Annotated in this window: 10 protein-coding genes; 5 read left to right on the top strand and 5 right to left on the bottom strand. The window is 59.0% G+C overall.

The window, feature by feature from the left end:
* Positions 1 to 67: 67 nt before the first annotated feature.
* Together TG4357_RS14575 and TG4357_RS14570 are read left to right on the top strand one after the other, a co-directional pair.
* On the top strand, positions 68 to 1,039 hold the full coding sequence (locus TG4357_RS14575; protein ID WP_139193562.1) for an efflux RND transporter periplasmic adaptor subunit: 972 nt from the start codon (positions 68 to 70) through the stop codon (positions 1,037 to 1,039).
* Entirely contained in the window at positions 1,032 to 4,250 is a 3,219-nt protein-coding gene (locus tag TG4357_RS14570; RefSeq protein WP_058263635.1) for an efflux RND transporter permease subunit, read from the top strand. The genes TG4357_RS14575 and TG4357_RS14570 overlap by 8 nt, the downstream gene beginning before the upstream one ends.
* A gap of 162 nt (positions 4,251 to 4,412) precedes the next feature.
* Here the strand turns inward: TG4357_RS14570 and TG4357_RS14565 are convergent, their stop codons facing one another.
* The 4 genes from TG4357_RS14565 to TG4357_RS14550 all read right to left on the bottom strand — a co-directional run bounded on the left by TG4357_RS14565 (position 4,413) and on the right by TG4357_RS14550 (position 8,164).
* A complete protein-coding gene (locus TG4357_RS14565) occupies positions 4,413 to 4,820 on the bottom strand; it encodes a universal stress protein (RefSeq protein WP_058263634.1) in 408 nt (135 codons plus the stop codon).
* Between the two features lie 233 nt (positions 4,821 to 5,053).
* Complete coding sequence (locus TG4357_RS14560; RefSeq protein ID WP_139193563.1) at positions 5,054 to 5,242, bottom strand: hypothetical protein; 189 nt, start codon at positions 5,240 to 5,242, stop codon at positions 5,054 to 5,056.
* A 291-nt stretch (positions 5,243 to 5,533) separates the two neighbouring features.
* Positions 5,534 to 7,189: an energy-dependent translational throttle protein EttA gene (gene ettA, locus TG4357_RS14555; RefSeq protein WP_058263632.1), complete on the bottom strand. Its 1,656-nt coding sequence runs from the start codon at positions 7,187 to 7,189 to the stop codon at positions 5,534 to 5,536.
* Between the two features lie 96 nt (positions 7,190 to 7,285).
* Positions 7,286 to 8,164, bottom strand: a complete 879-nt coding sequence (locus TG4357_RS14550) for a bifunctional helix-turn-helix transcriptional regulator/GNAT family N-acetyltransferase (protein ID WP_058263631.1) — start codon at positions 8,162 to 8,164, stop codon at positions 7,286 to 7,288.
* Positions 8,165 to 8,273: 109 nt separating this feature from the next.
* Here TG4357_RS14550 and TG4357_RS14545 point away from each other — a divergent pair, with 109 nt between their 5' ends.
* Together TG4357_RS14545 and dacB are read left to right on the top strand one after the other, a co-directional pair.
* The gene (locus TG4357_RS14545) at positions 8,274 to 8,873 is read left to right on the top strand and encodes a nicotinate-nucleotide adenylyltransferase (protein ID WP_058263630.1); all 600 of its coding nucleotides are present in this window, start codon (positions 8,274 to 8,276) and stop codon (positions 8,871 to 8,873) included.
* Positions 8,874 to 8,937: 64 nt separating this feature from the next.
* Positions 8,938 to 10,428, top strand: coding sequence for a D-alanyl-D-alanine carboxypeptidase/D-alanyl-D-alanine endopeptidase (gene dacB, locus TG4357_RS14540; protein ID WP_058263629.1), 1,491 nt, complete (start codon positions 8,938 to 8,940; stop codon positions 10,426 to 10,428).
* A gap of 43 nt (positions 10,429 to 10,471) precedes the next feature.
* On the opposite strand, the gene TG4357_RS14535 is transcribed toward dacB, so the two are convergent.
* Entirely contained in the window at positions 10,472 to 10,897 is a 426-nt protein-coding gene (locus tag TG4357_RS14535) for a tellurite resistance TerB family protein (RefSeq protein ID WP_058263628.1), read from the bottom strand.
* Between the two features lie 261 nt (positions 10,898 to 11,158).
* Here TG4357_RS14535 and TG4357_RS14530 point away from each other — a divergent pair, with 261 nt between their 5' ends.
* Positions 11,159 to 12,733 (top strand): lysine--tRNA ligase, encoded by a 1,575-nt coding sequence (locus tag TG4357_RS14530; protein ID WP_058263627.1) that lies wholly within the window; start codon positions 11,159 to 11,161, stop codon positions 12,731 to 12,733.
* The last annotated feature ends 14 nt before the right edge of the window (positions 12,734 to 12,747 follow it).

Below are 12,747 nucleotides of genomic sequence, written 5' to 3'. Positions count from 1 at the left end.
CTGGCATTTAAAGCCCGCCCAAACATGCTAAATAATGAATATAACTTGATTCGTCGCTGGGGTTCCTATGAAATTTACCTTTGTTTCTATGCTATTGCTCTTCCTTGGGTCGGCCCTGTCGGCTGAAACCCTCGAAGTTAAACTTGAACCTGTCACCGAATGGAAACCCGTCTACGGCGAAATCGAGGCGCGCAATTTGCTTCCGGCGCGGACCCGTATTTCCGGCACCTTGGTGACGCTGGCAGTAACCGAAGGGGATCGAGTCGAAACCGGTCAGGTCATTGCAACGATTGAAGACGACAAACTGGGCGTGCAGATCGACGCCATGAGCGCCAATCTGGATTCGCTGAAAGCCCAGCAGGCAAACGCCGAAGCTGAACTGACGCGCGGCAAGCAATTGCTGGAGCGTGGCACGATAACCGAGCAGCGACTGGACGCGCTGCAAACGGCGGTGGATGTGCTGGTCGGTCAGATCACCGCAACCGAAGCGCAGCGGCAGGTGATCCGCCGTCAAGTCGAAGAAGGCGACGTTCTGGCCCCCGAAGCCGGGATCGTACTTGCAGTTCCGGTTTCGCAGGGATCGGTTCTTGGGATGGGCGAAGCGGTGGCGCAGATCGGCAGCGGTGGCGTCTTCCTGCGGCTGTCGATCCCGGAACGCTTTGCCGGGGCATTTCAAGAAGGCGACGAGATCGCAATTGAGGGCGGCGCGGGACAAGGCACCGGAACAATCGCCAAGCTCTATCCGCAAATCCAAGGCGGTCGGGTACAGGCGGATGTCGAGGTTACAGACCTCGATGATCGTTACCTCGGCCTGCGGTTGCCGGTGCGGTTGCCAGTCGGGGAACGGCAAGTGATCCTTGTTCCGGAACACGCTTTGAGCCGCAGTGGCGGGCTTGATTTTGTGACAGTCGATACGCCGGAAGGCCAGGTTGGTCGCGTGGTCATCCCGGGCATCGGGATCACGCGGGACGGTACCGTTTGGCGCGAAGTCCTGACCGGTCTGGAAGCAGGCGACCGCGTGGTGATCAGCAATGAGTAACCAAGGTTCCGGCCCCAGCGGGGCCCTTGGACTGGCCGGTCACCTGACCCGCGCGTTCCTTATTTCGCCGCTGACACCGCTGTTCCTGCTGGCGTCGCTGGCAGTTGGGTTGATTGCACTTGCCGCGCTGCCACGCGAAGAGGAACCGCAGATTTCGGTGCCTCTGGTCGATATTCACATTCAGGCGGTGGGGCTGAAGGCTGAAGACGCGGTCAAGCTTGTGACCGAACCGTTGGAAACCATCGTCAAGGGCATCGACGACGTCGAACATGTCTATTCCGATACTCGAGACGACAGTGCGATGGTGACAGCGCGGTTCATGGTCGGGGTGTCGGCAGACACCGCGATCTTGCGGGTGCGCGACAAGATCCTTGCCAATCTTGACCGGATTCCGGTCGGCATTCCCGAACCCTTAGTCGTCGGGCGTGGCATTAATGACGTGGCGATCGTCGCACTGACCTTTGCCCCGGTGGCAGGGCAGGACGCGGTGACATCCGCCGATCTGACACAAACCGTGAAAGAGGTTGAGACGCGACTTGCCGCCATCGATGATGTCGGCCTGACCTACATCATTGGCGGCACCGAAACGCAATTGCGCGTAAACCCGGACCCGTCGAAGTTGGCACTGTACGGGGTCACGCTGCAACAACTATGGGGCAAGATCGAAGGCGCCAATACCTCGATTCCGGTGGGAATGCTGCGCGAACAGGGCGAACAGGTCGGGCTGGTGGTCGGCGAAACGCTGACGACACCTACGGATATCGGCAATCTGGAACTGACAGCACGCGACGGACGCACCATTTACGTGCGCGACGTGGCAGAAATATCGTTGAAAACGGATGTGGGAGGCCATTACGTGTCGACCCTAAGCCGTCACGACGACACGGTTGAGCGCCGACCGGCGGTGACGCTGGCCGTCGCCAAGCGTGCCGGGGCCAATGCAGTCGTAGTGGCCGAGGAAATCCTGCACCGGGTTCACGCCATGGAGGGAGACGTCATTCCGTCCTCGGTCGAGGTCGAAGTGACCCGCGATTATGGCGAAACCGCCGACGAGAAGGCCAATGAGCTGCTGTTCCATCTTGGGCTTGCCACGCTTTCTATCGTGGTGCTGGTGCTGTTGGCGATCGGTTGGCGCGAAGCGATGGTGGTGGCGATCGTGATCCCGGTCACGATTTTGTTGACCCTTTTTGCGGCCTGGATCATGGGCTACACGCTGAACCGGGTGTCGTTGTTCGCGCTGATCTTTTCAATCGGCATCCTGGTGGATGATGCGATCGTGGTGATCGAAAACATCGCCCGGCACTGGTCGAAAAAAGGGGCCGATCAAGGACGGTTCGGGGCAACGGTGGCTGCGGTGGCCGAAGTCGGCAACCCCACTATCGTGGCAACGCTGACCGTGGTGGTGGCGCTGCTGCCGATGCTGTTCGTGTCCGGGCTGATGGGGCCCTACATGAGCCCGATCCCGGCCAATGCCTCGGCGGCGATGATTTTTTCCTTCTTCGTGGCCGTGATCATCACCCCTTGGCTGATGATGAAAATCGCCGGCCGCGCACCCTTGCATCATACAGAAGACAAGGATGGAGTGCCCGGAGGCGGACTGGGCCGTGTCTATGCCGCAATCGCGCGACCGTTGTTAAAGCGCAAATCGACCTCTGTGCTGTTCTTGGTTATCGTGGCAGTTCTGTCCTTCGGGTCGCTTGCCGCGCTTTATACCCGCGATGTGACGGTTAAGTTGCTGCCATTCGACAACAAGTCCGAATTGTCGGTGATGATCGACCTGCAAGAGGGTAGTTCCGTCGAGGCAACCGACGCTGTCGCGCAGGAAGTGGCGCGGGTCGCGCTGGCGCTGCCCGAGGTGATATCGGCTCAAACCCATGCGGGCACCGCATCGCCGTTCAATTTCAATGGGTTGGTTCGGCATTATTACCTGCGGGCGAACCCCGAAATGGGCGATGTGCAGATCAACCTGGCACCGAAGGGCGAACGGGAACGCAGCAGCCACGATATCGCGCTGGATTTGCGGTCCCGCCTGAATGAACTGAAAGTGCCCAAGGGCACCGTTCTGAAAACCGTCGAACCGCCGCCCGGACCACCGGTAATTTCAACCCTGATGGCGGAAATATACGGCCCCGATGCCGAAACCCGCCGCATGGTTGCCGAACGGGTGCGGTCAGCCTTCGAGGAGATCCCTTACGTGGTCGACGTCGATGACAATTATGGCGAACAGGCACGCCGGGTGCGGGTCGTGCTGGACCCGTCGGATCTGGACTTCTACCGGGTACAGGAAGCCGATGCGCTGACCACTTTGTCGCTTCTTTATGGCTCCGGAAAGGTGGGCTATTCGCACCGGGACGACGGACGGCGACCGATTCCGATCGTGCTGTCGCGCGACCGGTCCGAACGGGTGTTGGACGCGACGGCCTTGTCAACGCCGGTTCCGGCCGATGCGCTGCCAGGGGGACGCGGGGTGGTCGAATTGGGCGACGTTGTGCGAGTGACCGAGGAAAAGACATCCTTCCCGATCTTCCGCCACAACGGTATCGACACCATCATGGTGATGGGTGAAATGGCCGGCCAGTTCGAAGCACCGCTTTACGGGATGCTTGCCGTCGGGGATATTCTGGACGCAATGGAATGGCCCGAAGGGGTAAAGCCGGAAATTTCGATGAACGGCCAGCCATCCGAAACCACCCATCCGACGCTACTGTGGGATGGGGAATGGGAAGTCACCTGGGTTACCTTCCGCGACATGGGGGCGGCTTTTGGGGTGGCATTGCTGGGGATCTACATCCTGGTGGTGGCGCAGTTCGGCAGCTTCCGTCTGCCATTGGTGATCCTGACGCCGGTGCCGCTGACCTTCCTTGGGATCATGTTCGGTCACTGGCTGTTCAACGCGCCGTTTTCGGCCCCGTCGATGATCGGTTTCATCGCGCTGGCCGGGATCATCGTGCGCAATTCGATCTTGTTGGTGGATTTCATCCGCAACGCCGACGACGATGGCAATGTCAGTATCGACATCCTGATCGCTGCGGGGGCCACGCGGTTCAAACCGATCCTGCTGACCGCGCTGGCAGCGATGATCGGCGCGGCGGTGATCTTGATGGACCCGATCTTTCAGGGTCTGGCGATTTCGCTTCTGTTCGGCCTGCTGACCTCGACCGCTCTGACCGTGCTGGTGATCCCGGCGATTTATCGCGTGGCGAAGATGTAAGATCTTGTGACGCTTTTTCGGTTGGCCGTTTGTTTCGCGATGCGACGCAAGCGGCCCGCCAATACCCAAAGCGCAACGTCAAGATTGGGACACCCCCTTGCCCTGAACACGACAAGACCCGCCACAAAGGGCGGGTCTTGTCATATCTTGCAAAGGCGGCGTTCAGCGCAGAACGTGAACCGCGCATTTGGCGTGACGCACAACCTGAGTGGCCGTGCTGCCCAGCAGCAGGTTTTGCATTCCCGGACGGTGTGACGCGATCACGATGCAATCGATGCCGTTTTCTTCGGCATAATCAACAATCGTACGCCCGGAATGGCCGTCGACGACGCGGACGTTGATGTTTTCGATATCCCCAGCAATTTTCGTCAGTTCCTCGGCAATCGATAACTGTGCGCTATCGTGGAAATCGGCCGGTATATAGGTCAGCGCATAGCCCGGTACTTCTTCCATCACGTGCAAAAGCGTGATTTTTCCAGTGTCAGAACGGATCGCCCCGGCAATTTCCAACGCCCCGATTGAGTCACGGTTTTCTTCGAACGACACAGGGACGAGAACATTTTCATACATCGCGGTTCCTCCTTTTATCCGCAGGCACGGTGCCACAGGTTGTTTCGGTAAACTTTGATGCAGGTCAGGTTGTCCGCGTTTTGGAAAATCTCCTAAACAACAACGCCTTCGGGTCGTCTTGGTTTTTAACAGCATGGGATTCTTCAACTTAAACGATTGAATCCGTTTTCCCAGAAAGGGTTCTGATGATTTCGTCCCGAACATGGATCGGTTGGGGTGTTGGCCTATCCGTTTTAATTGCCGTCATAGTCCTGCGTCACGATATCGGGGATTTGTTGGTCCCGACTCCGCATCGTATTCGGGCTGAAATCCGGCTTGATAACCGTTGCGAAATACAGGACCAAAGGTTCGTGGTGCGGGATCTTGAAACCGGTGATTATGCGGCGTTCCGCACCGGTGTCGCGGTTCTGCATACGGAGCAACGCAACCGGGTCCGGGTAGAATTTGCACCGCAATATGCCCAAACGAAATTATCGATGCCCTCTTATCCGGCCGCTGCGAAGATGACATTGGTCGCGCGCTGCTCCAACGGAGACGATTGGCTAAAGGGGTTGTTCAGTCGATTCTGAACCGGTTTCGAACCCACCTCTCCGAACCTGAGGTGTGTTCTGCTGCGCCGGGGGGTGCCGGGCTGAAGCCCGGCCTACGGTGTGGATGCGACGGGTGGCAAGGCTTGACACCAAAAGAAAGGCGGCCCGAAGGCCGCCTTCTGATCACCGCGTGAACTTCTTGTACTTCAGCCGTTTCGGTTCCAACGCATCCGGCCCCAGCCGGCGTTTCTTGTCTTCTTCGTAATCGCCGAAATTGCCTTCGAACCATTCGACATGGGCGTCGCCTTCGAAGGCGAGGATATGGGTACAGATCCGGTCAAGGAAGAAACGGTCGTGCGAAATGACCACGGCGCAACCGGCGAAATCAACCAGCGCGTCTTCCAAAGCGCGCAGGGTTTCGACGTCCAGATCGTTGGTCGGTTCATCGAGCAGCAGCACGTTGCCACCTTCTTTCAGCAGCCGCGCCATGTGAACCCGGTTGCGTTCCCCGCCCGACAGCAGGTTCAGTTTCTTCTGCTGGTCGCCGCCCTTGAAGTTGAAGCTAGAACAATAGGCGCGCGAATTGACCTGCGCGTCGCCCAGTTCGATCAGTTCAGCACCTCCGGAAATCGCTTCCCACACGGTATCGTCGTCGTTTAGATCGTCGCGCGACTGATCGACATAGGACAGTTTCACCGTGTCGCCATATTCCACCGTACCTTCGTCAGGCTGTTCCTGCCCGGTCAGCATGCGGAACAGGGTGGTTTTACCGGCACCGTTGGGACCGATCACACCGACGATACCGCCCGGCGGCAGATCGAACGACAGATTTTCGATCAACAGCTTATCGCCCATGTGTTTTTTCAGCCCGGCGACCTCGATCACCTTGGAGCCGAGCCGCGGGCCGTTGGGGATGACGATCTGGGCGCGGGTGATCTTTTCACGCTCCGACTGGTTGGCCAGATCGTTATAGGACTGAATCCGGGCCTTGGATTTGGCCTGCCGCGCCTTGGCGCCCTGCCGCATCCAGTCGAGTTCGCGTTCCAGCGTTTTCTGCCGCGCCTTGTCTTCCTTGGCTTCGTGTGACAGCCGCTTGGCTTTCTGTTCCAACCAGTTGGAATAGTTGCCTTCGTAGGGAATACCGCGACCGCGATCGAGTTCCAGAATCCAGCTGGTGATATCGTCGAGGAAATAGCGGTCGTGGGTGACGATCAGGATGGTGCCCTTGTAGCCGATCAGGTGCTGTTGCAGCCAGGCGATGGTTTCGGCATCAAGGTGGTTGGTCGGCTCATCCAAAAGCAGCATGTCGGGTGCTTCGAGCAGCAGTTTGCACAGCGCGACCCGGCGCTTTTCACCGCCCGAAAGCGACGTCACATCGGCATCGTCGGGGGGGCAGCGCAGTGCCTCCATCGAAATATCGACCTGACTGTCGAGATCCCACAGGTTCTGGCTGTCGATTTCATCCTGCAACCGGGCCATTTCATCAGCGGTTTCATCCGAATAATTCATCGCCAATTCGTTGTAGCGATCCAGAATGGCCTGTTTTTCGGCCACACCCAGCATCACATTGCCGCGCACATCAAGGGTCGGGTCGAGATCGGGTTCCTGCGGCAGATAACCGACCTTGGCGCCTTCGGCGGCCCAGGCTTCTCCTGAATATTCCTTGTCCATCCCGGCCATGATCCGCATCAGGGTCGATTTACCGGAACCGTTCACGCCGACGACGCCGATCTTGACCCCGGGCAGGAAGTTCAGGTGAATGTTTTCAAAGCATTTCTTGCCGCCCGGATAGGTCTTGGAGACGCCGGACATGTGGTAGACATACTGGTAAGAGGCCATCGGGGTCGCTCCGTTACAGGAATTTCACGTTGGACGGTGTGATAGCGGAGGGAGCGGGTGGGGGCAATCGTTGAAGGCAATGCCGCGCCCGGCACCTTATCCTAGAACTTTTTCGAAGAAATGATCCGGGTAGGGATCATCGTTGAAGCGGTCGATCTCGGTCCAGCCGGAATTGCGGTAAAGCGCCACCGCCTCGGGCAGCGCCGAATTGGTGTCGAGCCGCAGAAGCGGGATGCCGAGGGCGCGGGCCGCATCCTCGGCGGCGTCCATCAGGCGACGAGCAAGGCCAAGGCCACGGGCGGCGGGGGAAACCCAGAGCCTCTTGATTTCGCCGTAGCCCTTGTCGGTGCCCTTCAGCCCGACGCAGCCCAGCGGTAGACCGTCGGAGCGGGCGATCAGGAAGCTGCCGCGCGGGGGCATCATGTCGGTGGCTTCGGGATCGCGACTGAGATTGACGTCGAAGCCGGTGTCAAAACGGCGGCCAAGCTCGGCGTAATATTCGGAGAGGCAATAGACGGCGTCGGTGCTGCGCGGGTCGGCCTCGGTCAGATCCACCCGGTCGCGGCCCAGCGCCGAGGCGACAAGGTCCATCGCCGCCAGCAATGCTTCGGGTTTCGGGTGGCGGTCCAGCAGGGCGCGAGCGCGGCTATTGGACAATTCGTTATAGGCATCACGTTCCGCCCTGCCCTGTTGGCTCAGCCGCGCGACGCGGCGGCGGCCATCTTCGGGGTCTTTGTCCAACGTGATCAGCCCGTCATCCTGAAGAGTTTTGAGGAACCGGCTGAGCAGCGCCTTTTCCAGATCAAGATAGGCGCGGATGGTTTCCAAATCGGTGCCGTCCGGCCCGATCGCATGCAGAACGCGGGCCGGACCAAGCGGCCGACCACGACCAAGGAAGGATTGATCCAACGCACCGGTTTCACGGGTGACGGCGCGGTTGAAGCGGCGGATACGAGCGACGGGGTCATGCGGCATGGTCGTTTACCTTTGTAAACTATTTTTATTTACCTAGGACAAGCTTTTACAACCGTCAAGCCGGGCTTTGCGGTTGACAGTGTGAGCCGCGAAAGGCCAAGAAAATGCAATGCGTTACCAATTGCCATATGCGCGTGCCGGTCAGGTGATCGGGTTGCTGGGCGGGTCCTTTGATCCGGCCCATGACGGCCATGCCCATATCACCCGCGAAGCGCTGAAACGGTTCGGTTTGGATCAGGTTTGGTGGCTGGTCAGCCCCGGCAACCCGTTGAAGGAAAAGGGTCCCGCAGACCTGCAACGGCGGATGGAAATGGCGCGCCGAATGATCGACCATCCCCGCGTCAAGATCAGCGATTTCGAAGCCCGGATCGGAACCCGGTTTACCGCTGAAACCATCGCCGCTTTGCAGCAACAGCGCCCGGATGTAAATTTCGTCTGGCTGATGGGGGCGGATAATCTGGTGCAGTTCGACCAATGGCAAGATTGGCGGGACATCGTGGCGCGGGTGCCGATCGGGGTGCTGGCACGGCCACGGCAGCGAATCTCAGCGCGGGCGTCGAAAACCGCGCGGGTATTCCGTGCCGCGCGGCTACCGGCGCAGGCCAGCCACCTGCTGGGCCACTGCCCGGCCCCGTGTTGGTGCTTCGTAAACGTGCCGATGGTTGCGGTATCTTCAACAATGATCCGTGAACGGGGCGATTGGGGATAAATTCGTCACGGCATGGCGCTTGCAGCGCTTGTTCTGTACGGGCGGCTGAGGTTAACATTCCGCTATGGTTCAAGACTATTCCCGACGCGGTTTTCTGACCGTTCTTGCTGCCGCCTCGGCAGTGCCGGCCTGGGCCGCACCGCCGGAAATTTCCCTGCGCCCCCATACGCGCCCGTCAGGTTTGCACAAGCAGGCGATTCCAGCAGCCGAGGCGCTGATCCACAAAGCCGGGCTGAGCGGGCAAATCGGATTTGCCGTGGCCGACACCGCAACGGGACGCGTTTTGGAAAGCCATGGTGGGGCACAGGGATTGCCTCCCGCCAGCGTGACAAAATCGATCACCGCGCTTTACGCGCTGGAAAAGCTGGGACCATCGCATCGGTTTCGCACCCGGCTGATCACCACCGGACCGGTGGAAAACGGTATCCTGAAGGGGGATTTGGTGTTGGCCGGTGGCGGCGATCCGACTCTGGACACCGATGCTTTGGCCGACATGGCCCGCAAGCTCAAGGCTGCGGGCGTAAGAGAGGTTCGCGGCCAGTTCCAAGTCTGGGCCGGGGCGCTACCTTATATCGGAAAGATCGATAACAACCAGCCTGATCATGTCGGTTATAACCCGTCCATTTCCGGACTGGCACTGAATTTCAACCGGGTCCATTTCGAATGGCGTCGCAGTGGTCAGGGCTGGGGTGTCAGCATGGATGCGCGCAGTGCTAAATATCGCCCGGAAGTGGCGATCGCGAAAATGGCGGTCCAGACCCGGCAGTTGCCGGTCTATACCTATGAAAGCCGGGGCGGCACCGATCACTGGACGGTGGCCAGTGGTGCATTGGGCAATGGGGGGTCACGTTGGTTGCCGGTGCGCAGACCGGACAAATATGCCGGTGATGTGTTCCGCACCCTGGCCCGCGCCCACGGGATCTCCTTGCCCAAAGAAACCATCGCAAACACGCTGCCAGCGGGCAGCACGGTGGTGACGCAGCAAAGCGCGGTCCTGCGCGACATTCTGCGGCTGACACTGAAATATTCGACCAACCTGAGCGCCGAAATGATCGGATTGGCCGCGACTCAGGCGGACGGCAGCAAAGCAACGTCTTTGTTAGCTTCGGGTCAGGCGATGACACGATGGGCCCGCGACAAGCTGGACATGGGACAGGCGCGTTTCGTCGATCATTCCGGGTTGGGAGATGCGTCGCGGGTAACCGCTGCCGACATGGTCGGGGCGCTTGATACAGTGGTAGCCAGACAGCAACTGAAACCGCTGCTGAAACCTGTCATCCTGCGCCATGCCAATGGCAAACCCAATACCAACCATCCGCTGAAAGTCGTGGCAAAGACCGGCACGCTGAACTTCGCCAGTACCCTAGCCGGGTATGTGACAGCGACGGACGGGTCGGAACTGGCCTTTGCGATCTTCACCGCCGATCAGTCGAAACGCAGCAAGTTGGGTAAGGACGACAGGGAACGGCCCAAGGGCAGCCGCAGCTGGATCAGGAAATCAAAGGGACTGCAGCAGACTCTGCTGGAACGCTGGGGGACGCTTTACAGTGCGTGACGGGTGCAACTCTGCCGATAACGCATACTGACAGAAGGCTAAATCAGCCGCTCATATGCCTAGCCCGAGCACCGCGTTCGATCGCTGCAGCGTGCAACCGGTCAATGTTCAACTCGTAGCGGATTTCTTCCAGCAGGCGCAATTCCGGTTCCAGAATATGACCATCCGCAGCGGCCACATCGCAGGCCAGCGCATAGGCAGTTTCGAACAGATGTTCCGGCAGGTTGTCGCGGATCAGTCCGAACAGCGCATCCAACCCATCTTCTTCGGAAAACAGATCGAACACCGTCTGCGACATCTCGGTCATCCGGTCAATGTCGTAGGAGGCGAAAACCGGCAGGTGATTCACCGCGTTTTGAATCTTGAGCAATTCGGCGGTGCGCATATTTTCATCCGACGCCGACACGGCAATCATCACCGCGACAAGGCAATCTTGCGGGCTCAGGGGATGAGAAATCTGTTCGGACACCGGCTTTCCTTCCGTTTTCGCCCGGCCATCGTTCCGCGCGGGTCGATTCAGTAGATAAGCCTTAGGCCCTCTGCCGACAAGGCATCACGACGTTAAGGCGTGGGTTTTATCTTTCCGGTACAGCTGTTTGTTGCGCGTTCATTACCCCCCCGTTCATCTGTTGCGCTGCGGCCATGTTGACTGGCGTTCCGTTGCGACATAGGAAACGGCGGTCTGCCGCGCATGGGGCGCGGGCGGACCTTGACCTGTTGGAGAGACCCGATGTCCGAATTGCGTGACGCCGCCCTGAAATCGAAAGCCTGGCCGTTCGAAGAAGCCCGCAAGCTGGTGAAGCGTTACGAAAAACAGGCACCGGAAAAGGGCCATGTCCTGTTTGAAACCGGTTACGGACCCAGCGGTTTGCCGCATATCGGCACCTTTGGCGAAGTCGCACGCACCACGATGATCCGACGCGCGTTTGAGCTGATCAGCGACATCCCGACCCGGCTGATCTGTTTTTCCGACGACATGGATGGGATGCGCAAGGTTCCCGACAATGTGCCGGAACAGGACATGCTGCACGCCAACATCCAAAAACCGCTGACCGCGGTGCCCGACCCGTTCGGTGAATATGATAGCTTCGGCGATCATAACAATGCGATGCTGCGCCGGTTTCTGGATACGTTCGGGTTTGAATACGAATTCTTTTCGGCCACCGATTTTTACAAGTCCGGCCAATTCGACGAGGTGCTGAAACGCGCCGTGGATCGCTATGACGACGTGATGAAGGTGATGCTGAAAAGCTTGCGCGAAGAACGCAAGCAAACCTATTCGATCTTCCTGCCGATCCACCCCGAAACCGGTCGGGTGCTTTACGTGCCGATGAAAGAGGTGAACGCCACCGACTACACCATCACGTTTGACGACGAAGATGGTAAGGAATGGACCCTGCCGGTGACCGGCGGCCAGGTAAAGCTGCAATGGAAGCCCGATTTCGGTGCCCGCTGGGCGGCGCTGGACGTGGATTTCGAAATGTATGGCAAGGACCATTCGACCAACACCCCGATCTATGACCGGATTTGTGAAATTCTTGGCGGCAAAAAGCCGGAACATTTCACCTATGAACTGTTCCTGGACGAGAATGGCGAAAAGATTTCCAAGTCGAAAGGCAACGGGTTGACCATCGACGAATGGCTGACCTATGCCTCGACCGAGAGCCTGTCCTATTTCATGTACCAGAAGCCGAAAACGGCCAAGCGGATGCATTTTGACGTTATCCCCAAGGCAGTAGACGAATATCACCAGCAATTGCGCGCCTATCCCGATCAGGATGCCGCGCAGAAGGTGAATAACCCAGTTTGGCACATTCATGGCGGTACTCCGCCCGTTTCGACCATGGTGGTGCCGTTCTCGATGCTGCTGAACCTTGCATCGGTGTCCGGGGCCGAGGACACCGAAACCATGTGGGGGTTCATTCGCCGCTACGCGCCCGAAGCGTCGCCCGAAACCAATGCCGACATGGATCAGGCGGCCGGTTTCGCGGTGCGCTATTACAACGACTTTGTCAAACCGACCAAGGTGTTCCGCGCACCGACCGATCTTGAACGCGAAGCGCTGACAGAACTGCGCGACAAGCTGGCCGTCTGGGACGGCGGGCTGGATGCCGAGGAATTACAGGGGCTGGTCTTCAGCGTGGGTCGCGAACGGTTCGACCCGATGCGCGATTGGTTCAAGGCGTTGTATGAAGTCCTGCTGGGGGCCAGCCAAGGCCCGCGTTTCGGCGGGTTCATCGCGCTTTATGGCATCGACGAAACCATCGCGCTGATCGACAGGGCGCTGGCAGGCGCGCAGGGCTGACCAAAGTGCCGGAC

The organism is Thalassovita gelatinovora, assembly GCF_001458355.1.
GTDB classification, from domain to species: Bacteria; Pseudomonadota; Alphaproteobacteria; order Rhodobacterales; family Rhodobacteraceae; genus Thalassobius; species Thalassobius gelatinovorus.
Note: the sequence above shows the minus strand (reverse complement) of the source record. Positions and strands in the feature narration are given on the sequence as shown.